At 42.0% G+C, this 21,911-nt stretch carries 31 protein-coding genes and 1 tRNA gene; 24 read left to right on the forward strand and 8 right to left on the reverse strand.

What is annotated here, in order from left to right; translation table 11 throughout:
• Positions 1-37: 37 nt before the first annotated feature.
• Together ACFQZX_RS06800 and ACFQZX_RS06805 are read right to left on the reverse strand one after the other, a co-directional pair.
• Entirely contained in the window at positions 38-2,596 is a 2,559-nt protein-coding gene (locus ACFQZX_RS06800) for a phosphocholine-specific phospholipase C (RefSeq protein WP_377112962.1), read from the reverse strand.
• 62 nt (positions 2,597-2,658) lie between these two features.
• Positions 2,659-3,162, reverse strand: coding sequence for a GNAT family N-acetyltransferase (locus ACFQZX_RS06805; RefSeq protein ID WP_377112964.1), 504 nt, complete (start codon positions 3,160-3,162; stop codon positions 2,659-2,661).
• Positions 3,163-3,283: 121 nt separating this feature from the next.
• On the opposite strand from ACFQZX_RS06805, the gene ACFQZX_RS06810 reads away from it, so the two are divergent.
• Positions 3,284-3,613, forward strand: a complete 330-nt coding sequence (locus tag ACFQZX_RS06810) for an L-rhamnose mutarotase (protein WP_377112967.1) — start codon at positions 3,284-3,286, stop codon at positions 3,611-3,613.
• A gap of 8 nt (positions 3,614-3,621) precedes the next feature.
• Positions 3,622-4,914, forward strand: a complete 1,293-nt coding sequence (locus ACFQZX_RS06815; protein WP_377112970.1) for an alpha-L-fucosidase — start codon at positions 3,622-3,624, stop codon at positions 4,912-4,914.
• A gap of 53 nt (positions 4,915-4,967) precedes the next feature.
• Here the strand turns inward: ACFQZX_RS06815 and ACFQZX_RS06820 are convergent, their stop codons facing one another.
• The 3 genes from ACFQZX_RS06820 to ACFQZX_RS06830 form a co-directional block, all read right to left on the reverse strand.
• Positions 4,968-5,489, reverse strand: coding sequence for a DinB family protein (locus ACFQZX_RS06820; RefSeq protein ID WP_377112972.1), 522 nt, complete (start codon positions 5,487-5,489; stop codon positions 4,968-4,970).
• A gap of 273 nt (positions 5,490-5,762) precedes the next feature.
• Positions 5,763-5,999 (reverse strand): hypothetical protein, encoded by a 237-nt coding sequence (locus ACFQZX_RS06825; RefSeq protein WP_377112975.1) that lies wholly within the window; start codon positions 5,997-5,999, stop codon positions 5,763-5,765.
• 71 nt (positions 6,000-6,070) lie between these two features.
• Positions 6,071-6,143 (reverse strand) — tRNA-Gly (locus ACFQZX_RS06830).
• A gap of 505 nt (positions 6,144-6,648) precedes the next feature.
• On the opposite strand from ACFQZX_RS06830, the gene rpsL reads away from it, so the two are divergent.
• The 6 genes from rpsL (at position 6,649) to ACFQZX_RS06860 (ending at position 10,772) form a co-directional block, all read left to right on the forward strand.
• On the forward strand, positions 6,649-7,062 hold the full coding sequence (gene rpsL, locus ACFQZX_RS06835; protein ID WP_079717716.1) for a 30S ribosomal protein S12: 414 nt from the start codon (positions 6,649-6,651) through the stop codon (positions 7,060-7,062).
• 20 nt (positions 7,063-7,082) lie between these two features.
• A complete protein-coding gene (rpsG, locus tag ACFQZX_RS06840; protein ID WP_377112978.1) occupies positions 7,083-7,550 on the forward strand; it encodes a 30S ribosomal protein S7 in 468 nt (155 codons plus the stop codon).
• A 95-nt stretch (positions 7,551-7,645) separates the two neighbouring features.
• Positions 7,646-9,757, forward strand: coding sequence for an elongation factor G (gene fusA, locus ACFQZX_RS06845; protein ID WP_377112981.1), 2,112 nt, complete (start codon positions 7,646-7,648; stop codon positions 9,755-9,757).
• Between the two features lie 125 nt (positions 9,758-9,882).
• Complete coding sequence (gene rpsJ / locus ACFQZX_RS06850; protein ID WP_022830652.1) at positions 9,883-10,188, forward strand: 30S ribosomal protein S10; 306 nt, start codon at positions 9,883-9,885, stop codon at positions 10,186-10,188.
• A gap of 87 nt (positions 10,189-10,275) precedes the next feature.
• On the forward strand, positions 10,276-10,488 hold the full coding sequence (locus tag ACFQZX_RS06855) for a DUF2683 family protein (protein WP_377112984.1): 213 nt from the start codon (positions 10,276-10,278) through the stop codon (positions 10,486-10,488).
• On the forward strand, positions 10,485-10,772 hold the full coding sequence (locus tag ACFQZX_RS06860; protein WP_377112986.1) for a type II toxin-antitoxin system RelE/ParE family toxin: 288 nt from the start codon (positions 10,485-10,487) through the stop codon (positions 10,770-10,772). Before ACFQZX_RS06855 ends, ACFQZX_RS06860 begins: the two co-directional genes overlap by 4 nt.
• A gap of 595 nt (positions 10,773-11,367) precedes the next feature.
• Here the strand turns inward: ACFQZX_RS06860 and ACFQZX_RS06865 are convergent.
• On the reverse strand, positions 11,368-11,787 hold the full coding sequence (locus ACFQZX_RS06865) for a VOC family protein (RefSeq protein ID WP_377112988.1): 420 nt from the start codon (positions 11,785-11,787) through the stop codon (positions 11,368-11,370).
• Positions 11,788-11,935: 148 nt separating this feature from the next.
• On the opposite strand from ACFQZX_RS06865, the gene ACFQZX_RS06870 reads away from it, so the two are divergent.
• Complete coding sequence (locus ACFQZX_RS06870; RefSeq protein WP_377112991.1) at positions 11,936-12,304, forward strand: hypothetical protein; 369 nt, start codon at positions 11,936-11,938, stop codon at positions 12,302-12,304.
• A 2-nt stretch (positions 12,305-12,306) separates the two neighbouring features.
• Here the strand turns inward: ACFQZX_RS06870 and ACFQZX_RS06875 are convergent, their stop codons facing one another.
• Positions 12,307-12,753, reverse strand: a complete 447-nt coding sequence (locus ACFQZX_RS06875) for a hypothetical protein (RefSeq protein WP_377112994.1) — start codon at positions 12,751-12,753, stop codon at positions 12,307-12,309.
• A 4-nt stretch (positions 12,754-12,757) separates the two neighbouring features.
• Entirely contained in the window at positions 12,758-13,492 is a 735-nt protein-coding gene (locus tag ACFQZX_RS06880; RefSeq protein ID WP_377112997.1) for a hypothetical protein, read from the reverse strand.
• A 146-nt stretch (positions 13,493-13,638) separates the two neighbouring features.
• On the opposite strand from ACFQZX_RS06880, the gene ACFQZX_RS06885 reads away from it, so the two are divergent.
• The 15 genes from ACFQZX_RS06885 (at position 13,639) to rpsN (ending at position 21,848) form a co-directional block, all read left to right on the forward strand.
• Positions 13,639-14,898 carry an NAD(P)-binding domain-containing protein gene (locus tag ACFQZX_RS06885; RefSeq protein WP_377113000.1) on the forward strand — a complete coding sequence of 420 codons (1,260 nt, stop codon included), beginning with the start codon at positions 13,639-13,641 and terminating at the stop codon, positions 14,896-14,898.
• Between the two features lie 433 nt (positions 14,899-15,331).
• Entirely contained in the window at positions 15,332-15,949 is a 618-nt protein-coding gene (rplC, locus tag ACFQZX_RS06890) for a 50S ribosomal protein L3 (protein WP_377113003.1), read from the forward strand.
• A 1-nt stretch (position 15,950) separates the two neighbouring features.
• Positions 15,951-16,580 (forward strand): 50S ribosomal protein L4, encoded by a 630-nt coding sequence (gene rplD, locus ACFQZX_RS06895; RefSeq protein ID WP_377113005.1) that lies wholly within the window; start codon positions 15,951-15,953, stop codon positions 16,578-16,580.
• 2 nt (positions 16,581-16,582) lie between these two features.
• Entirely contained in the window at positions 16,583-16,873 is a 291-nt protein-coding gene (rplW, locus tag ACFQZX_RS06900; protein ID WP_377113007.1) for a 50S ribosomal protein L23, read from the forward strand.
• Between the two features lie 6 nt (positions 16,874-16,879).
• Positions 16,880-17,707 carry a 50S ribosomal protein L2 gene (gene rplB, locus ACFQZX_RS06905; RefSeq protein WP_377113010.1) on the forward strand — a complete coding sequence of 276 codons (828 nt, stop codon included), beginning with the start codon at positions 16,880-16,882 and terminating at the stop codon, positions 17,705-17,707.
• Between the two features lie 2 nt (positions 17,708-17,709).
• Positions 17,710-17,976 (forward strand): 30S ribosomal protein S19, encoded by a 267-nt coding sequence (gene rpsS / locus ACFQZX_RS06910; RefSeq protein ID WP_100342678.1) that lies wholly within the window; start codon positions 17,710-17,712, stop codon positions 17,974-17,976.
• A 6-nt stretch (positions 17,977-17,982) separates the two neighbouring features.
• Positions 17,983-18,411 (forward strand): 50S ribosomal protein L22, encoded by a 429-nt coding sequence (gene rplV, locus ACFQZX_RS06915; RefSeq protein WP_377113013.1) that lies wholly within the window; start codon positions 17,983-17,985, stop codon positions 18,409-18,411.
• Positions 18,412-18,417: 6 nt separating this feature from the next.
• Complete coding sequence (rpsC, locus tag ACFQZX_RS06920; RefSeq protein ID WP_377113015.1) at positions 18,418-19,266, forward strand: 30S ribosomal protein S3; 849 nt, start codon at positions 18,418-18,420, stop codon at positions 19,264-19,266.
• A 53-nt stretch (positions 19,267-19,319) separates the two neighbouring features.
• On the forward strand, positions 19,320-19,742 hold the full coding sequence (rplP, locus tag ACFQZX_RS06925) for a 50S ribosomal protein L16 (protein WP_377113017.1): 423 nt from the start codon (positions 19,320-19,322) through the stop codon (positions 19,740-19,742).
• 82 nt (positions 19,743-19,824) lie between these two features.
• The gene (gene rpmC / locus ACFQZX_RS06930) at positions 19,825-20,034 is read left to right on the forward strand and encodes a 50S ribosomal protein L29 (protein ID WP_377113019.1); all 210 of its coding nucleotides are present in this window, start codon (positions 19,825-19,827) and stop codon (positions 20,032-20,034) included.
• 18 nt (positions 20,035-20,052) lie between these two features.
• Positions 20,053-20,307: a 30S ribosomal protein S17 gene (gene rpsQ / locus ACFQZX_RS06935; protein ID WP_100342673.1), complete on the forward strand. Its 255-nt coding sequence runs from the start codon at positions 20,053-20,055 to the stop codon at positions 20,305-20,307.
• 1 nt (position 20,308) lies between these two features.
• Positions 20,309-20,677, forward strand: a complete 369-nt coding sequence (gene rplN, locus ACFQZX_RS06940; protein ID WP_073405786.1) for a 50S ribosomal protein L14 — start codon at positions 20,309-20,311, stop codon at positions 20,675-20,677.
• Between the two features lies 1 nt (position 20,678).
• A complete protein-coding gene (rplX, locus tag ACFQZX_RS06945) occupies positions 20,679-21,023 on the forward strand; it encodes a 50S ribosomal protein L24 (protein WP_449288924.1) in 345 nt (114 codons plus the stop codon).
• Complete coding sequence (gene rplE / locus ACFQZX_RS06950) at positions 21,023-21,586, forward strand: 50S ribosomal protein L5 (RefSeq protein ID WP_377113022.1); 564 nt, start codon at positions 21,023-21,025, stop codon at positions 21,584-21,586. Before rplX ends, rplE begins: the two co-directional genes overlap by 1 nt.
• Positions 21,579-21,848, forward strand: a complete 270-nt coding sequence (rpsN, locus tag ACFQZX_RS06955; protein WP_377113025.1) for a 30S ribosomal protein S14 — start codon at positions 21,579-21,581, stop codon at positions 21,846-21,848. The genes rplE and rpsN overlap by 8 nt, the downstream gene beginning before the upstream one ends.
• Positions 21,849-21,911: the final 63 nt, after the last annotated feature.

The following is a 21,911-nucleotide window of genomic DNA, read 5'->3' on the forward strand; positions in this document are numbered from 1 at the left end:
TCTAACAGTCAACTTATACAATTACCAAAGACTTTAATCATATCATCCTGCCCATAAACGGATCTGTAAAGCCTTGGGCACCAGTTTCTACACGCCCTGCATACCGTTTTTCGAAGCTATCGGAACCCTGTACTTTGATACTGAAATCGTACCAGTGATGTTGTTTCTGAAGGTCAAGAATGATGGTTTGCGGGGCGAAACTTTCCCGCTGTATGGTTAATTTACGCTTCCCGGTTTTATACGAATGATCTGTAACTTCAACCGTTAAAGGGGCAGTATTGCCATGCAGCGAAAAAGTAAGTATGATATTACCGGTTAGCTTTTTACCTGCCGATTGATAAGCAACGGAAGCATTCAATCCCGGATCATTGGCGTTACCTTTAAACTCGCGGTAGAAACCGTTCGGCCCATAGGTACGCAGGTGATAATTATTCCCTTCAAACTGATTAAGCGGCCAGCTGTCTGCTAAAGTGTCGCTGGCTTTTACAGCATACGACCAGTTTCGCGCGGCTTCCATTTGCTGCGAATCATTTAGGCTTGCGTATTTGCCTGGTGCATAAACATTAAACGGTGCACCGGCAGCGTTGGAACCGAAAACGGTGTTGCCTGCTTTAAATTTAATCTCAAATGCGGTTTTGCTGTCATTCAGCATGCCATCGGCATATAACTCATACGGCAAGGCAACAGCGGGTTTTATTCCTTTTTCCTGTTGCGGCAAATGGCCGGAGTTACGAGGATCGGCTTTAATTGCTGCAATATCAGTGTCGCTTAAGCTTCTATAAGTAGGCAGCCCTTTGAATTGCGCCTTATGGATGCCCTCTACAAATGCATCTTTTTTCAAAAACTCCGGCTGTTTGATGGCCTCACCTTTATAAGGGCGGAAGCAGGATGTAAGATCACCGCATACCATGCGTCGCCAGGCACTAATGTTGCTTTCGGCTATGTTTTTGCCGGTTTTTGCGGCTATGAATTTTTCCAGGAACTGAAGGTTGGAAGTATGATCAAACACTTCTGAGTTGACGTATCCGCCACGCGTCCATGGTGATGCGATGATCATAGGCACACGATAGCCCAGGCCGATAGCGTTTTCGCGCTTATAATCATTAGGGAAACCTTTACGTGCCAGTTCCTGCTCAAGGGTTACAAACTCAACGCGGGTGTCAATCCCGTTGGATACTTTGCCTGTGCCTTCTTTATGGGAGTGCGGCGCGGTAAACGGCGGTATATGATCAAAGTAGCCGTCATTTTCATCATATGTGACGATGAAGATCGTCTTTTTCCAAATCTCAGGGTTATGGGTAAGTATATCCAATACCTCCGATACATACCATGCGCCATACCATGGGGCGCCGGGATGGTCGGAGAAATTCTCGGGTGCAGTTATCCATGATACCATCGGCAATTTGCCAGAGTTGACATCCTGCCTGAAATTATGCAATACATCGCCTTTAGGCACCTGCATTTCGCGCTGTACACCATTATCAGTATACTTAAGTGTGGTTAACCGATGATAATCAGGATCGTTACGATTAGTGCTGAAGGCTTTTAAGTGCAGGTTCTGCTCGCGTTTGCTTAATTTTTCAAAAGCACCAGGCTCTAAAATGGCTTCGTTATCTTTGATATCCTTCAACTCGGCTTGCAATTGTTTAAGCTGCCTGTTAAGCTTTTTCACCGATGCATCATCCGCAGGTAAGGCAGCTATTTTACGCTGCATGGCGGTTATTTCAGCAGGCAAGGCAGTAAGGCGTTTTTTTACATGCGCAATATGCTCAGGGTGCAACCTTACGTGATATTGCTTAAAAAACTCCAGGTTATTATCGGTAAAGTTGCTTAGCCAGGCATCTTCTTCACCTTGTAGACCCACACCTATCGAAAGTTCATTCTGGTAGCATTTCCATGAAATGCCGGCGTCTTCCAGGCGTTCTGGAAAGGTGGTCCAATCGGAGTTTTCAAAGTCAGAGTCTTCATTCCAAACATTAGCGCGCGATTCTTCATTTTGCTCCCGCCGTATGGTACCCGTCCATAAATAATTTCTGTTGGGCGTTGTGCCGGTTAAGCACGAGCAAAAGTGCTGATCGCAAATAGTAAAGGCGTCGGCCAGCGCGTAGTTGAACGGAAGGTCCTCCCGGTTATGAAAGCCTAATGTTAGTGGCATTTGGCTGTAAGCCTCGTTACCCGATTTTTTCTCAACCAGCCACTGGTCATATTTGCCATCGTTGCGGGCATTTACCTGGTTGCTCCAGCTATGCGGTAAGGAACTCATCCAGGTGGCGCGGGTGTCCTTTATATCTAAATGAAAAGGCGCGAATGTTTCGCCATTTTCATTGCTTTGTAACCAAACGGGGTTTTTGTTTGGCAGATCGATTACACGCGGATCATTAAATCCCCTTACTCCTTTCAACGTACCAAAGCAATGATCAAAAGAGCGATTCTCCTGCATCAGTATTACCACATGCTCTGCATCCTGCCAGGTGCTGCCCGGTGCAGGGTTAATAGCCAGTGCCTTTTGTATAGATGCCGGTAAAACATTGCTTAAGCCGGTTGCACCTGCAAGCAGGGCGGCTTTTTTTAGAAACTCTCTGCGTGTATCTGACATAGGCCGCTAATATATCAAACCTGTTTTAAACGGGTGAATAATAGAGTTAGCTTAGTATTATATTATTGTAAACTGAGGTGATACAACAATAACGGCTCACCTTCAGGCGGTGTTATCTCTCCATTCCTTACAAAGCCACATCGTTCCAGCAGTCCCTGCGAGCGGATGTTTGCGGCCGTGGTAGTGGCATAAAGTTTTTTAATATTATACGCTTTTGTAACATATTCAAGTATGGCAAGGCAACTTTCGTAAGCAAGTCCTTTACCGGCATATTGGGGCATAAAAGCAAAGCCCAAGTCGGGTTGGTCCAGGTAATCGCGTTTGAACAGGCCACATAAACCAATGGGCTCTCCTTTTTCTTTAAGCGACACAAGCCAGGGGCCGTAGCCATATTTATCATAATAAGGCGCAAGTACCTTTTCTATGTATCCGAGTGCATCATCAAGGATTTGTATGTTCCGGTCGCCTATAAATTGTTTCCAGGTTTCTGTATTAAGTAATTCAAATACAAAAGGGGTATCGTCGGCAGTAAATTGTTTGATAATAAGGTTGGTTGTTTCAATCATATAGCTAAGCTAAAAATTATGAACTAATTACGGTTGGTTTCTGGTAAATGCAACAAAGATTGTTTGTTATTGCAGTAAACTTTTATTTACTTGTATAACCAATTGAGGCATAAGCAAACCTATGAAAAGATACTGCCTTGCGCTTGATCTTATAGATGACCCGGTATTGATAGCTGAATATGAAAGCTACCACAAAGCCGTGTGGCCGGAGGTATTAGAAAGCATCTCCGTATCTGGTATCAACAACATGGAGATTTACCGCCTGGGCAACCGCCTTTTTATGGTTATGGAAACTACGGATGAATTTACTTTTGAATGTAAAGCTAAATTAGATGCGAATAATACCAAAGTGCAGGAGTGGGAAGCCTTGATGTGGAAGTATCAGCAGGCGTTACCCGGTGCACCGGCAGGGGCTAAATGGATGTTAATGGACAAAATATTTCAGTTATAACAGGTAGAATGAAAAAACTTTTATCTATCGCTTTTATAGTGTTTTACACTGCAACCACATTTGCCCAGGGCAGCTATGCTCCTGCTCAAGAAAACCTGGAACAAAGGCAGAAATTTCAGGATATGAAATTCGGATTATTTATCCACTGGGGTATCTACAGCATTTTGGGCGACGGAGAATGGGTAATGCACAATAAACATATTCCTTACGATAGCTATAAACGATTGGCAGGATTTTTTACTCCCCAACAATTTAACGCCAAAGAATGGGTGCAATTTGCTAAAAGCGCCGGCATGAAATATATCACCATCACTTCCAGGCATCACGATGGATTCAGCATGTTTGGTACAAAATTTTCACCCTATAATATTGTTGATGCCACACCCTATCATAAAGACCCCCTGATGGAATTGGCCAGAGAGTGTGAAAAAGAGGGTATTGAACTGCATTTTTATTACTCCCTGCTAGATTGGGGGCGGCCTGATTATGCCTTTGGAAGCGAAATTAGGAATGGAAAACCGGTTAAGGGCGATTGGGATAGCTATATTCAATTTATGAAAAATCAGCTAACAGAGTTGATTACCAAGTATCGGGGAGTTAAAGGTATTTGGTTTGACGGCGACTGGGAGCGAAGGAATGTTAACTGGCATTATGATGAGATTTATGGTTTGATACATCGGCTTAACCCAGCCATTATGATAGGCAATAACCATCACCTTGCACCTAAAGATGGCGAGGATTTCCAGATGTTTGAGAAAGACCTGCCGGGCGAAAACCATACAGGCTTTAGCGGCGACTCTAAGATCGGTGCATTACCCCTGGAAACCTGCGAAACCATCAACGGCAGTTGGGGCTTCAATATTAATGACAATACTTTTAAATCATCCAAACAGATCATTCATTACCTTGTTGGCGCGGCCGGGCGTAATGCAAATTTCCTGCTTAACATCGGCCCAATGCCAAACGGAAAGATACAGCCTGAGTTTACCGATACGCTTGCTATTGTAGGCAAATGGATGCAAAAGAACAGCGAAAGCATTTATGACACACGGGGCAGTTACGTGCCACCGCAGCCCTGGGGGGTAATTACGGTAAAAGGTAAAACACAATATGTGCATATTATGCAGCCCCAAGGCAACTACATTTTTATCCCCGGACAGAAAGAAAAGGTAAGCAAAGCGGTATTGCTAAGTAACAGCAATACTTTAAAGTTCAAACAGCTGCCGGAAGGTGTTTTTATTTACACTGATGGCATTGCTATGGATGGGGTAGATACCGTTATTAAACTTACTGTTGATTAAAAGAAATACAATTATGTCATCTTTTATGTGATGACATAATTGGTAATGATAAGTTAAACCGCCGCTTCTGCACTTTGCTGAAATTCCATTTCATCGGCGCTTGGGCCATAACTGCCCGGAATAGGCACATTAAGCAGGCGTAAGTATACACCCAACTGTGCGCGGTGGTGAATGATTTGCGATAAGGCAATACGCACTAATCCGCTCCTTGTAGTATCAACTAATATAGTGTCTCCATTTCTTAATACCCATTTTTCATTTAGGCGGCTTTCGTTCTCCGGTATTAACTGTGAGCGACCATCCTCTGCCGATTTTTCAAATAATTGCATCAACTGCTCATTATTATCGGCGTATTCGGGGCTGTAAGGTGCGCTTGCAAAGTCGAGTTCCTCGGTAGTAAAGGCCATAGTTATCCAGGTCGGCAATTCAGCAATATGGGTTGCAAGGCGGCGTATATCCATACTTTTTACGTGTGGTGCCCAATCGTATTTATCGTTGGGTATACGTTGCAGCATTTTGCGGGTGGTTGCTGATTCCTGATTAAGTTGCTCGAAATAAAAATTGATAAGTGACATGATGATGTTGTTTTTAGTTTATGATTCAAAGAAACAAGTGCCTAATGACAACCCTATGTCAGCAGAAAAATAAAGTATAAAGTTTAAAAAAAAGCAGGCTTGGCCTTGCGCTATACCTGCTTTTCATTATTAAATCTTAAACTATTAACCGACCGATTGAATAATCTGTTAGTTAGCATATTAACAGCAATTTTATTGTTTTAGTATAATTAATATATTTAAAGTTAATAGCAATGGGTTGTATCTGTTAATTAGATATTTATTCTTTAATTTTTACCGGTATTGCTGATATATAAAAAAAGCATTTCTGTCAACATCTGTAAGTTTAACTTCCATAGGAGAGGTTGTCTTGTTGATATTTACGTTGATGCTACCATCGGGATTAACCGGTAGGGTGACATACTTTTTACTCTCGGCCATAGCTGGGGTAATACTTGCCTTAAATAAGTTTACAGTAAGTGCAATGGCAATAATGGTAAGGATGATTTTAGTGTAAAGATCAGTTTTCATGTTGATTGTTTTTATCAACTAATATCAAAACCATTAAAACTAAAAAGCCTTCCTGCAAGGGAAGGCTTTTGAGCGAAAGACGAGATTCGAACTCGCGACCCCGACCTTGGCAAGGTCGTGCTCTACCAACTGAGCTACTTTCGCGTTTGGGGTGGCAAAAGTATAATTTTAGTTTTAATAGCAAAAATATTTTTTAAAAAGCTATTATAGTACTTTTGCGTTATAACTGATAATGAGTTATTTAGATGTTCACGATCACACAGGTGAACGTCGTGAACACAATCAATTATCTGATAATCACATACTTGATAATTTAGCTGACATAACCCTGGCACCAGTGGTTTAATGAAAAACACGATAGAGCATATCTGACAGATTCTACAGTATCGTCGGTATGCCAAGCGCTCCATACTATAACCGAAGGGTATAGTCAAAAGATTCTTTCATTCTCACTTGTTTAAATTGCCGGCTTAAGCTTGCAAGTACAGTTCCATTGTAACCCGCTCCACTAATTGCATCACCTCGCTCCGCAATGCCTGCGCCCCATAAACACAAAAACTTTTTTAATTAAGCGCTTGAAAATCAAAAAATAGTACCTACCTTTGCAGTCCTTAAAATAAGGATAAAACTGTAAAACAAAAAGGAAAGAATGCCTACTATTCAGCAATTAGTTAGAAAAGGTAGAGTAGCTCTGGAAGACAAGAGTAAGTCTCCGGCGTTGGACAGCTGTCCACAGCGAAGAGGAGTATGCACCCGTGTGTATACCACTACCCCTAAAAAACCAAACTCAGCAATGCGTAAAGTTGCACGTGTGCGCCTTACAAATGGTAAAGAAGTTAACGCCTACATCCCTGGTGAAGGCCACAACTTACAGGAACACTCAATTGTTTTAATCCGTGGCGGTCGTGTTAAAGACTTACCAGGTGTACGTTACCACATCATCCGTGGTGCTTTAGATACATCAGGTGTTGCAGGCCGTAACCAGCGTCGTTCTAAATACGGAACTAAACGTCCTAAACCAGGACAGGCAGCAGCAGCTCCTGCAAAAGGTAAAAAGAAATAATTAAAGGAGGATAGAAAACAATGAGAAAGTCAAAACCAAAAAAGAGAATTATCCTTCCTGACCCAAAGTTTAACGATACTTTGGTTACAAGGTTTGTGAACAACATGATGTATGATGGTAAAAAATCTACCGCATACGCTATATTTTATAACGCAGTTGATATTGTTGAGAAAAAAACCAGCGAAAGCGGTTTAGATACCTGGAAAAAGGCGCTTAACAACGTTATGCCTGCAGTAGAAGTAAAAAGCCGCCGTGTAGGTGGTGCTAACTTCCAGGTACCTACAGAGGTTCGCCCTGAGCGTAAAATTGCTTTGGGTATGAAATGGCTGATCAGCTATGCCCGCAAACGTGGTGAAAAAACCATGATGGAGAAACTGGCCGGCGAGATCATCTCTGCTTCAAAAGGCGAAGGTGCAGCTGTTAAGAAGAAAGAAGATACGCACAAAATGGCTGAGGCTAACAAAGCGTTCTCACACTTCCGTTTCTAAAATTTTTGAAAGATTGAATTATTGAATTAGTGATTTGGAAATATTCCGGTAATCATTAATTCAGTAATTCGGTAATTCAACAACTCAATATTAACATGTCAAGAGATCTTAAATATACAAGAAACATTGGTATTGCCGCTCACATTGATGCGGGTAAAACCACTACTACAGAGCGTATATTGTACTACGCCGGTGTAAGCCATAAAATTGGCGAGGTACACGAAGGTGCAGCTACAATGGACTGGATGGCGCAGGAGCAGGAGCGTGGTATTACCATTACCTCTGCGGCTACCACTGTAAATTGGAAATACCGTAACCACAACTATCACATGAACATCATTGATACACCGGGCCACGTGGATTTCACCGTTGAGGTGAACCGCTCGCTGCGTGTATTAGATGGTTTGGTGTTTTTGTTCAGTGCGGTTGATGGTGTTGAGCCACAGTCAGAAACTAACTGGCGTTTGGCTAACAACTATAACGTACCACGTATTGGTTTCGTTAACAAAATGGACCGTAGCGGTGCCGATTTCCTTAACGTGGTAAAACAGGTTAAAGAAATGCTGGGCAGTGTAGCTATCCCATTACAATTACCAATTGGTGCCGAAGACCAGTTTAAAGGAGTGGTTGACCTGATCAACTTCCGTGGTATTGTTTGGAACGAGCACGATAAAGGTATGACCTTTACCGAAGTGCCAATCCCTGATGATATGCTGGATGAAGCAACTGAGTGGAGAGAGAAATTATTGGAAGCGGTAGCTGAGTTTGATGATTCATTAATGGAGAAATTCTTTGATGATCCAACCACTATCACTGAGCGCGAAGTATTAGACGCGTTACGTCAGGCTACATTAGCAGGTAAGATCGTTCCGATGACTTGCGGTTCATCTTTCAAAAACAAAGGTGTACAAACCATGCTTGACTACGTGATGGAATTGATGCCTTCACCTTTGGATTCTAAAGGTGTTGTTGGTACCAATCCTGATACTGGTGCAGAAATATTGGTTAAACCGGATGTTAAAGAGCCATTTGCCGCTTTAGCGTTTAAAATAGCTACCGACCCATTCGTAGGTCGCCTTTGCTTCATCCGTGTTTACTCTGGTAACCTGGATGCTGGTTCATACGTGTATAACATGCGTTCAGAGTCTAAAGAGCGTATCTCCCGTATATTCCAGATGCACGCTAACAAGCAAAACCCTATCCCTAACGTAGGTGCGGGTGATATTGCTGCGGTAGTAGGCTTTAAAGATATTAAAACAGGTGATACCCTTTGTGATGAGAAACAAAAGCTTGTTCTTGAGTCGATGGTATTCCCTGAACCGGTTATCGGTTTAGCGATTGAGCCTAAAACTCAGGCCGACGTTGATAAACTGGGTATGGCTTTAGGTAAACTGGCCGAAGAGGATCCAACATTCCGCGTACAAACTGACGAAGATACCGGCCAAACCGTAATCAGCGGTATGGGTGAGCTTCACTTAGATATCCTGATGGACCGTCTTAAACGCGAGTTTAAAGTAGAAGTTAATCAGGGTGCTCCGCAGGTAGCTTACAAAGAGGCTATCACAGGTACAGTTCAACACCGCGAAACTTACAAGAAACAAACCGGTGGTCGTGGTAAATTTGCCGACATCCAGGTTGTTATTTCACCTGCTGACGACGAGAAAGAAGGCTTACAATTCGTTAACGAAATTGTAGGTGGTGCTATCCCGCGTGAGTTTATTCCATCTGTTGAAAAAGGCTTTAAATCAGCTATGGACAATGGTGTACTTGCAGGCTTCCCGCTTACCAGCTTAAAAGTACGTTTGATTGATGGTTCATTCCACGCGGTCGATTCAGATGCATTATCATTCGAGATCGCCGGTCGTGCAGCATTCCGCGAAGCTTTACCAAAAGCAAAACCGGTATTGTTGGAGCCTATCATGAAAATCGAGATCCTTACCCCTGAAGAAAACATGGGTGATGTTATCGGTGACATGAACCGTCGTCGTGGCCAGCTGCAAGGTATGGACACCCGTAACGGTGCGCAGGTTATCAAAGCAATGGTACCACTTTCTGAAATGTTTGGTTATGTAACTCAGTTACGTACCATTACTTCAGGTCGTGCAACTTCAACAATGGAGTTTGACCACTATGAGCCAGCTCCACGTAACGTACAAGACGAAGTTGTGGCTAAATCAAAAGGCCGTAAACAGGTTTCTGTAGACTAAATAATATTGAATTACTGAATCAGTGACTGCCTGAACAAGGCCTAGCTGATCAGTAATTCATTAACACAATAAATCAATCATTCCTAATAAATAGCTCTTAGGATGGTTACTTAAAAACAAACAAAATGAGCCAAAGAATCAGGATCAAATTAAAATCGTACGATTACAATCTGGTTGATAAATCAGCCGAGAAGATCGTAAAAACAGTAAAGCCTACCGGCGCTGTAGTTAGCGGACCGCTGCCTTTACCAACAGAAAAGAAAATCTTTACTGTATTGCGTTCACCACACGTAAACAAAAAAGCTCGTGAGCAATTCCAGTTATGCTCTTACAAAAGGCTATTGGATATCTACAGCTCAAACTCAAAAACTGTAGATGCTTTGATGAAGCTTGAATTGCCAAGCGGTGTTGAAGTTGAGATCAAAGTGTGATAGTACCGGAAGATCTAAAATATGAAAAGCCATTCTTGAAAAAGGATGGCTTTTTTGTTGCTTAATGTATTTTAAGTAAATTTGTTTATGAGTACTTTTCTTATACATCCTACACAAGAACAGGAAAAAGTAGTAAAAGCTTTTTTGAAGGCCCTTGATATAGCGTTTGAACAAGATGATTCATCGAGTGAATTACCTGCGCACGTTTTAGAAGGAATAGCTAAAAGTCGGGAAGATATTGAGGCCGGTCGCTTTATTACGTTTGAAGATTTCAAAAAGAGACTAAAGTTCGCTAAATGAAATACTCGGTTGTATTTTCATCTAACGCGTTAGAAACTTATTATTTAATATTAGAGCAGTTAGAGATTCGATGGAGCGCTAAAATTGCAGAAGAATTTGAACAGCGAGTGGTCAAAGTAGTTAACATTATTCAAGAGTCTCCATTTGTATATCAGTCTGTTAATGATAAATCAAATATTCGTAAAGGGTATATCCATGGCAATTGTTCTGTTTTGTATGAAGTAAAAGAGGATCAAATAGAAATCTTATTATTCTGGGATAACCGCCAGGACCCGATATTATAAAGCCAGTTCAAAAAACTGGCTTTGTTTACTCATTTTGTTAGCCGAGCGATAGTAAGGAAAACCAGGTTTCTAAAATTTAATGAACAATCTTTTGATTATTATGACCAGATTACAACGTTATGTTTAGCCTGAACAACATTCAGCAGATTGACTGAGCTTAGGGAAGATTTTGTCTGTCAAGTGAGTCCTTACTGTTAAGGTTTAACTTGCCCCATCAACACAAAATTAAAATTCGTTAAGACGATCCTCCGGGCCAAAATGATCTTTTAAAGGATTTTTATCAACAAAAAGCGTTACTGATTTTGGGCTGGATGTAGGCCATTAATTGGAACTGACCGTTTAGTATCTTAATTGAGTCGCTTTTTTCAACATTATCCGCATTGTAATAGTAATAAAGCTTGTCGGTGTTTAACATTACCATCAACGCTAAAGGTTTGTTGTGCCATTAAAACGGCCGACATAAAGCCAAGTGTAAAGAGAAGGAGTTTATTAATAAATTATTCTTTATGAGTAGTTAAATACAGCTAATTATCAAAAAAAAAAGAAAGGCTTGCCAAACTCTGGCAAGCCTTTCTTTTGATCAATGGCTATTATCTTAATCTTCCGGTTGATGTTCAGGTGCGCCGTTAGGATCCATCCAAACAAATTCCCAGTGGTGGCCGTCCAGGTCGGCAAAGCTGTGCTGATACATAAAGCCATAGTCGGTAGCAGGGTTAGGTATTATGGCGCCTGCTGCTTCTGCCTTGGCCACCATCTCGTTAACCTCATCTTTACTTTCGGCCGAAATACAGATCGAGCACTCTACCTCTTTGTGCGCGTCAATTATTCTTTTACTGGTAAATGTTTGAAAAAAGGGTTCGGTTAGCAGCATTATATAAATAGTATCGCTAATGATCATACAGGTTGCTTTTTCATCAGTAAATTTTGGGTTAAAGGTATAGCCAAGTTTGGTGAAAAATTCTACAGATCTGTTCAGGTCTTTAACCGCTAAGTTCACAAAGATTTGAGTTGCCATGGGGGTTTATTGATTTAGTTTACTCAAAGGTATAGTAACAAGAGTTACTTGCAAGTGTGCAAAAACGACAAGTTAAAGGGCTATTTACGACAATTTGTTGGTGAGCATAATTTTATAAAAAATCATATCTTAGTATAAAACTCACATTATGAAAGCTTTAATATTTATTGCTGCAATTGTTTTTACATCTTTAACAGCCAGCGCCCAGTTAGCTAATACAAGCTGGAAGGGTATTATAGCCGCGCCAACAGATGTAGAGGTTATATTGCGGTTTAAGAAAGATACAATCAATATTGTAATTGCCGGGACTGACAATGTAATTGAAAGCATGAAGTACACCCTTAAAGGCGACGAGATAATCATTAACAAACTGAGCGGGGGAAGCCCTTGCAGCACCGACCAGACCGCCGTTATAAAATATGTATTAAAGGACAGTAAGCTGATACTTATACCAACAACGGATCCTTGTGACGAGCGGAAAAATGCCTGGCCGGCAGAAGGCTTTGTAAAAGAATAAAATTAAAAAGAGAAATCGCCTTTGCTGCTCAGAAAATCAAGCCAGACGCCTTCCAGCTCGTTAACCAGTTCAGGGCGTATGGAGATGCCTGATGCCTGGGGTGTCCAGGTTTGTGCAGCTAAATTGCCGGTTTTTAGAATGTTTAAAGGGAGTATTTGTTCTTTATCGGGATTAAGCAGTACATCAAATACCATATTAATACGATAGTATATACGCCCCTTTCGCGAAGCCAGGAACGGTTCTGATGAAATATAGCCGGATGCAAATATGCCTTTAGGCTCAACACCCACACGTACAACGTAAGCCCTGTCGCCTGGTTTAATTGTTTTATGGCTGGCAACACTCCAGTTTTCTTCAAGTTTATCTCCATTGGCTAAACGTGCAATATCATTATCTATATCCGCCCATTCAAACTTTTGCGGGTTCCAGCCAAATAAGTAAGCTTTCATGGCATCAACCCCTGCCCATCAGTTCATCCAGCTTGTTGCGTTCGGTTTGTAGTTCGCGCGCCAGTTTCTTTTCTTTTTCGTTAGCCTTAGCTTTGTAGTTTCTGTATTCCTCATCCAACTCGTTGTAAAGCTTTACGCGGTATTTTGCTTCACGACTGTAGGTGCCTGATCGGGCTATTACAATTATGGCTATTACACCAAAGCCTATAACAAGCCCCCACATTATCCAGTTATAGGTAGCCTTGGTAAGCGGAATACCCAGCAGGCTTACCTCATCTACCTTAGCCTGCGATTCGGCAAGCGATTGATCTTTACTCGAAGCGGATGCTTTAAGCGTATCGATAGCTTTAGTTTGTTTGGCAAGCGTTTCCTGCGCCTGCTTCAGTTGTTTGCGTGTAGCATTAAGCGTATCTGTGTAGTTTTTGAATAAAGCGGCTACCAGGGGTTGCTGGTAATTGTAAACTTTAGTAAGCAGGTATTTATATTGCCCTCTAAGGCTTTTATCCGCTTCTGGTTTTGGCGCGGGCGGCACCTGCAGCGATGAGCCATTGCCTAATTTTTGTGCTGGTGTAGCAATTGGCTTTTTATAATAATTTTTGTTAGTAAGCGTGGTTTTTTTATCGGCCTCAGTAACAGTCGGCTTGTTTTTTTTTGTTGTATCCTGCGCATGGCCAATACACATATTCCCCAAAATAAGCAGAACCAAAAAAAATGCGCGGGTGTTAAAAAGCTTCATCATAACAATATCAGTTTTGCAGGGTATCGGTGCTAATATAGTTTTTAGCATTATATTTTTAAATAAAGTTTACAATTATTGTGTTATTTAAAGCTGTGTAACAAGGCGTTTGTTTATCAAAACCATATATTAGCCGCTTTTATTTTGCTATGCAGATTGGTATTATTGGTTTAGGGGATATGGGGCGTTTATACGCTAAAAGTTTTGCCAAAGCGGGCTATAAAGTATGCGGGTGTGATATCCCTGTCAACCTCGAAAAGCTGGAAAACGAACTTAGCCCACTCGGAATCAAAATAATGGGTGATGGTAAGGATGTATGCCGTATCAGCGACCTGATCATTTATTCGGTAGAAGCCGATAGACTGGAGCAAGTGGTAGCGCAATATGCACCGGCAACAAAATATGGTGCAATTGTAGCAGGGCAAACCTCTGTTAAACACCCTGAGATAGCCGTTTTTGAAAAGTATCTTCCGGCTGATGCCAATATCATTACTTTCCATGCAATGCACGGCCCGGGTTTTGAGCCCGCCGGCCAGAAACTGATCCTGATCAACCATCGCAGCAACGCACAAACCTATCAGCAAATGCTTGACCTTTTCAATGCGGTAGGCACCGACATTGTTGAGATGAAGGACTATCACGAGCATGATAAGATAGTGGCCGATACGCAGGCGGTTACCCACGTAGGTTTCGAGAGTATGGGTACAGCATGGAAATCGGCCGGCTTTTTTCCCTGGGAAAACGCGTCTTATGTGGGTGGTATAGATAATGTAAAAATATTGACTACACTGCGTATATTCAGTTATAAGGCGCACGTATATGCCGGTTTAGCTATACTTAACCCTTATGCCCGGCAGCAGGTACGGCAGTATGCCATGTCTGAGTCGGAACTGTTTAAGCTGATGATCAGGGAAGAGGAAACCGAATTCCGCCAGCGGCTATATAAAGCGCGCGACTTTGTGTTCCATGAAAGCCGCAAGCCCATAATGCTTAATGATAGCGTAATGCGCGAGTTTTCGTTATCACCGGAAGCGCATCATCAGAAACCCAATTCGCACCTTAGTATACTAAGCATGGTTGACGCCTGGTACCACCTGGGGGTTAACCCTTATGATAACCTGATCTGCCAGACACCGCCTTTCAGGTTAAGACTGGGTATTGCCGAATATCTTTTTAAGAACGAGGAATTACTGGAAGAGTCTATCCAGACCGCATTATATGACAAGACCATCCGCGGTGACGATCTTGAATTTCACTCGGCAGTTAGGGAGTGGAGCGCGATAATTGGATACGGCGATATGGAGGGTTATAAAAAGCACTTTAATGAGGTGCAATCTTTTTTTGCCGGCCGGTTAGAAGAAGGCAATAAGCAAAGTGCCGAATTGATACGAAGGCTGATGCAGGTATAAATACTTTATACTAAGAGCAACGGAGACATTAATCCTCCGTTGATTTATTGTGCAGCCAATATGCTAATTTTTTTAGTTTTTAAAAGGGTTTTAAAAAATGGATAAAATATTTATTTAGTATATTAAGCTTAAGGGATTTGTGGCCTTAAATCAACACCAGATCGGGTGCAGCATTTATGGGCATTTTAAGGCATTCTTTTAAATTTATTTATCTGTTTAAGGATAGATCTGATGCTTTGTAAAGCTCAAGTATCCGTACTCATTTCTACAGGTTGTTTTCCCGCTGAACATCAATTAAATAAATATTAAAAAATAATTTAGTAACTGTTTGACAGTTAATACAAAATTCCTATCTTTGCCGTCCCTTACGAGGGGATAATATGCCTTGAACGAAGCCCTACTGCTTCGATGGGCACAAAATAAAATAAATAAAATGTCAGGAATTATTGGTAAAAAAGTAGGAATGACCAGCATTTTCGATGAGACAGGCAAGAATATTCCTTGCACCGTTATCGAGGCTGGCCCTTGCGTGGTAACCCAGGTAAAATCTGTAGAAACAGACGGTTACGCCGCTGTACAATTAGCGTACGGCGAGAAAAAAGAGAAAAACACCTCTGCTCCTTTAAAAGGCCACTTTCAAAAAGCCGGTACTACTCCAAAACGTAAACTTGTTGAATTCAAAACATTTGAAGATGAAAAAGCTCTTGGTGACACCGTTACCGTTGAGATTTTCGCAGCAGGAGATTTCGTTGATGTGGTTGGTACCTCTAAAGGTAAAGGTTTTCAGGGTGTGGTAAAACGCCATGGTTTTGGTGGTGTGGGTATGCAAACTCACGGTCAGCACAACCGTTTACGCGCTCCGGGTTCACTGGGTGCGTCATCATGGCCTTCACGCGTATTTAAAGGTATGCGTATGGCGGGCCAAACAGGTAACAGCCGTGTTAAAATACAAAACTTACAAGTAGTTAAAGTATTTGCCGAGCAAAACCTGTTAGTAGTTAAAGGTTCCGTACCGGGAGCTAAGGGTTCATTCGTAATAGTGGATAAATAAGATGGAAGTTAACGTATTAAACGTATCAGGTAAAGAAACAGGTGCCAAGGTGCAGCTTCCTGAGTCCGTATTCGGTGTTGAGCCAAATGATCATGCTATTTACTTAGATGTAAAGCAGTTCTTAGCAAACCAGCGCCAGGGTACGCACAAAGCAAAACAACGTAACGAAATTGCAGGTTCAACCCGCAAATTACATAAACAAAAAGGTACAGGTGGTGCACGTGCCGGTAGCATCAAATCTCCATTATTTAATGGTGGTGGCCGTGTATTTGGCCCGCAGCCGCGCGACTATAGCTTTAAGCTGAATAAAAAGCTTAAATCATTGGCCCGTAAATCAGCCTTATCATACAAAGCGCAGGATAACAATATCCTGGTTCTTGAAGATTTTAACTTTGATAGCATCAAAACCAAGAACTATGTACAGCTGGTTGCAGATCTGAACATCACCAATGAAAAAACTTTATTGGTATTGCCTGCTGCAAATAACAATGTGTATTTATCAAGCAGAAACCTTAAAAAAGCAAAGGTTATCACTGCCGATCAGTTAAACACTTACGATGTGCTTAACGCAGGCAAACTTTTGTTAACTACCGGTTCTGTTAAAACTTTGGAGGAAGCGTTAGCTAAGTAATTATGGAAATTTTAAAGAAACCCTTACTTACTGAAAAGGTAACTCAATTAACTGAGAAGCTTAACCGTTATGCTTTCAAAGTTGATCACAGAGCAAACAAAATTCAGATCAAAAGTGCAATTGAAGCCATGTATGGTGTTAACGTTACAGCAGTTAACACAATGAAATATGCAGGCAAGCTTAAAGTGCGCAACACAAAAGCAGGTGCAGTACAAGGCCGCTCTGCTACTTACAAAAAAGCCATCATTACACTGAAGGATGGTGAAACAATTGATTTTTACAGCAATATATAATAAGACATGGCAGTAAAGAGATTTAGACCGGTTACACCGGGTACCCGCTTCAGGATTGATGTATCTAACTCAGATATTACAACAAACGTTCCTGAAAAGTCTTTGGTTGTTGCTAACAACAAAAGATCAGGCGGCCGTAACCACAGCGGTAAAATGACTATGCGCTACCTGGGTGGTGGCCATAAACAAGCATATAGGTTAATTGATTTCAAACGTAATAAGTTTGATATCCCTGCAAAAGTTGCAACTATTGAGTACGATCCAAACCGTTCAGCACGTATAGCATTGCTACACTACGCCGATGGTGAAAAACGCTACATGATCGCTCCTGAAGGCCTGACAGTTGGCATGACAGTAGTATCTGGCGAAGGTGTTGCTCCTGAGGTTGGTAATACCATGCCTTTAAAAAGCATCCCACTGGGTTCTATCATCCACAACATTGAGCTTAACCCTGGTCAGGGTGGTACACTTGCACGTAGTGCCGGTACTTATGCACAATTATCAGCGCGTGATGGTAAATACGCCATCATCAAATTGCCTTCTGGTGAAACACGTATGATCTTGTCAACCTGTTTGGCAACCATCGGTACCGTTTCAAACGGCGAAAAAGCTAACGCAGTGTTAGGTAAAGCCGGCCGTAAACGTTGGTTAGGCCGTCGTCCCCGCGTTCGTGGTGTTGCCATGAACCCGGTAGATCACCCTATGGGTGGTGGTGAAGGCCGTGCATCAGGTGGTCACCCACGTTCACGCAAAGGTTTATTAGCTAAAGGCTACAAAACCCGCGACAAGAAAAAAGGATCAGATCGTTACATCATTGAAAGAAGGAAGAAATAATAATGGCACGTTCAATTAAAAAAGGACCTTATATTGATCATAACCTGGACAGAAAAGTTCTGACCCTGAATGAATCAAATAAAAAATCAGTTGTTAAAACATGGTCTCGCCGTAGCATGATTTCTCCTGATTTCGTTGGTCATACATTCGCAGTACACAACGGTAACAAATTCATACCTGTGTATGTAACAGAAAACATGGTTGGTCATAAGCTGGGAGAGTTTGCGCCAACCCGTACATTCCGTGGACACGCAGAAAAGAAAAAATAACACGCAATGGAAGCAACAACAAAAATTAAAAAGTCTGTTCTGATCAGGCAACAAAAAGAAGCTGCAAAAGCTCAGACAGGTGGCGCTTCTGTTGCAAAGTTACAGAACTGCCCAACTTCACCGCGCAAAATGCGTTTGGTGGTTGACCTGATCCGTGGTGAGAACGTTGAGAAAGCGTTGAACATCTTAAAATTCACTAACAAAGAAGCCGCAATACGTGTAGAAAAACTTTTGTTATCAGCCATTAAAAACTGGGAGCAAAAAAACGAAGGCAAACGTGTTGAAGATAGCGGCCTGTTTGTAAAAGAGGTTTCAGTAGGCGGCGGTCGCCAGTTAAAAAGGCTGCGCCCGGCTCCGCAAGGAAGGGGTTACCGTATCCGCAAACGCTCAAACCATGTAACTCTGATTGTGGATAGTAAAAACGATAACAACTAATTTAAGATGGGACAAAAAGCACATCCAATAGGTAACAGGTTAGGGATCATCCGTGGTTGGGATTCTAATTGGTTCGGTGGAAATAACTACTCCGATAAATTAGTTGAAGACGAAAAAATCCGCAAATACTTATCAGCCCGTATCAATAAAGGCGGCGTATCTAAAGTGGTAATTGAGCGTACTTTAAAACGCATTACCGTAACCATTCACACTGCCCGTCCGGGTATTGTAATTGGTAAAGGCGGCCAGGAAGTTGATAAGATAAAAGAAGAGTTAAAAAAACTCACTAAAAAAGATGTTCAGATCAACATCTTCGAGATCAAACGCCCTGAGCTTGATGCCCAGTTGGTTGCCGAAGGTATTGCTAAACAACTTGAAGCACGTATCTCTTTCCGTCGTGCCATGAAAACTACAATTGCTTCAACCATGAGAATGGGTGCTGAAGGGATTAAAGTGATGACATCAGGCCGTTTAGGTGGCGCTGAGATGGCACGTACCGAACAATATAAAGAAGGAAGGATTCCGTTACATACCTTCCGCGCTGATATTGATTATGCTTTGGCAGAAGCATTAACTACCTATGGTAAAATAGGTGTTAAAGTATGGATCTGCAAAGGCGAGGTTTACGGCAAACGCGACTTGTCTCCAAACATTGGTGGTACAAGCAGCAGCAGCGGTAAAGGCGGACGCCCAGAGGGTTCTGCATCATTTGGCGGCCGTGACAATGCCCGCGGCGGCGAAAGAGGCGGTGAACGCAGAGGCGACCGTAAACCAGGTGGCGACCGCAGAGGCGGTGGCCAGGGTGGTAACCGTGGTGGACAGGGTGGTAACCGCCCGGGTGGTCCGAGGAGATAATATCAATAATTAAAGTATTAAGAATATCCGTGAGGATATAAAAGCTTAACAAAATGCTACAGCCAAAAAGAACGAAGTTCAGAAAGATGCAAAAAGGCAGAATGAAAGGGTTAGCCACTCGTGGCGCCGAGCTTTCATTCGGATCTTTCGGTATAAAATCACTCGAAGCAGCATGGATCACCAGCCGCCAGATCGAGGCTGCACGTATTGCTGTTACACGTTATATGAAACGTGAGGGCCAGGTTTGGATCAGGATATTCCCTGACAAGCCTGTAACCAAAAAACCTGCAGAGGTACGTATGGGTAAAGGTAAGGGTGCACCAGAATACTGGGTTGCCGTTGTACGCCCGGGCCGCATGATTTTTGAAGCCGAAGGTGTACCTTTGGAAGTTGCTAAAGAGGCATTACGCCTAGCAGCACAAAAATTACCTGTGCAAACCAGGTTTGTAACACGTAGGGATTACGTAGAAGCATAAATAAGTTAGCGGTTTTGAGTTTGCAGTTATCAGTTTAGATATGTGAGCTTGGAACTAAAAACTCAAAAAACTAATTAAGAAAATGAAAAACTCAGAAATTATAGAGCTTTCAACCGAAGAATTGGCGGCAAAACTGGGCGAAGAAAAACAAACGCTTACCAGGCTGAAATTTGCTCATGCGGTATCGGCTATCGAGAACCCTTCACGCATCACTAAAGTGCGTAAAGATATTGCTCGGTTAAATACTGAAATAACAAAGCGTAAAGCGGCGTCAGCTTCTGATAAGAATTAATTTTAAGCGTCGGAAAAAATGGAAAGAAATTTAAGAAAAACACGTACCGGCCTGGTAGTTAGCAATAAGATGGAAAAATCTATTGTTGTTGCCGTAGAACGTAAGGTGAAACACCCTATCTATGGTAAATTCGTAAAGAAAACTACCAAATTTATGGCTCATGACGAAGCAAATACCTGTGGTATTGGCGATACCGTATTGATTATGGAAACCCGCCCGCTGAGCAAAAACAAAAACTGGAGGTTAGTTCAAATTTTAGAGAGGGCTAAATAACATGGTACAACAGGAATCAAGATTAAATGTAGCTGATAACAGCGGCGCTAAAGAAGTTTTAGTGATCCGTGTATTAGGTGGTACCGGTAAAAGATATGCCTCTATTGGTGATAAGATAGTGGTTACCGTAAAAAGTGCTTTACCATCAGGTAACGTAAAAAAAGGTACAGTATCTAAAGCCGTAGTAGTTAGAACCAAGAAAGAGATTCGCCGTAAAGATGGTTCTTACATCCGCTTTGACGATAACGCAGCAGTTTTGTTAAACAACCAGGATGAGCCAAGGGGCACACGTATATTTGGCCCTGTTGCAAGGGAATTACGTGAAAAACAATTTATGAAAATTGTATCATTAGCACCGGAGGTATTGTAATATGGAAAGCAAGAAAAACACAAAACCAGCCAAATTGAAAATCCGTAAAGGTGATTTGGTACAGGTGATAGCCGGCGACTCAAAAGGCTCACAAGGCAAAGTAGTTGAGGTTATAATAGACAAAAACAGGGCGGTGGTAGAAGGTGTCAACATGATATCTAAACACACCAAGCCAAATGCAGCCAACCCCAACGGCGGAATTGTAAAGCAGGAAGCTGCTATACATATTTCAAACCTGGCGCTGGTTGAACCTAAAACAGGTAAAACCACCCGCGTTGGCCGTAAATTAAACGATGCCGGCAAATTAGTAAGGGTATCTAAAAAATCAGGGGAGGAAATTAAGTAATGACTTACGTACCAAGATTAAAATCAAAGTATAAAGAAGAGATCCGCACCGCACTGAAAGATAAATTTCAGTACAAAAGCGTAATGCAGGTTCCGAAATTGGAGAAGATTGCCATTAACCAGGGTGTTGGCGGTGCTACTACCGATAAAAAACTTATCGAGCACACTATCACTGAGTTAACTACAATCACCGGTCAGCTGGCCGTTGCTTCAAAATCTAAAAAGGATATCTCTAACTTTAAATTGCGTAAAAATATGCCCGTAGGTGTACGTGTAACTTTACGCGATAACACGATGTACGAGTTTCTTGACCGCCTGATCGCTGTTGCCCTGCCACGTATCCGTGACTTTAAAGGTATCAACGACAAAGGTTTTGATGGCCGTGGAAACTACACTTTAGGTATCTCTGAGCAGATCATCTTCCCTGAGATCAACATCGATAAGATCAACAAGATCCAGGGTATGGATATTACGTTCGTAACCTCTGCAACCAACGATGTTGAGGCCTTAGAGTTACTGAAACAATTTGGATTACCATTTAAAAATCAAAATAACAATGGCTAAAGAAGGCGTAAAGGCTCGTGAAGTAAAACGTGCCAAATTAGTAGCAAAATATGCTGAAAAAAGAGCAGCGTTAAAAGCAGCCGGCGATTATGAAGCTTTAGATAAACTGCCTAAAGCAGCATCACCGGTAAAATTGCACAACCGTTGTAAATTAACCGGCCGCCCTCGTGGTTATATGCGCCAGTTTGGTATATCACGTGTAACATTCCGTGATATGGCTTTAGCTGGTAAAATACCAGGAGTTAAAAAAGCAAGCTGGTAATTTAAGCGAAGGCTTAAAGCTTAAAGTGAAGAGCTCTGGTAGAGCTTTCGGCTTTACTCTATT

This window comes from Mucilaginibacter litoreus (assembly GCF_042676805.1).
Classification (GTDB): Bacteria; Bacteroidota; Bacteroidia; order Sphingobacteriales; family Sphingobacteriaceae; genus Mucilaginibacter; species Mucilaginibacter litoreus.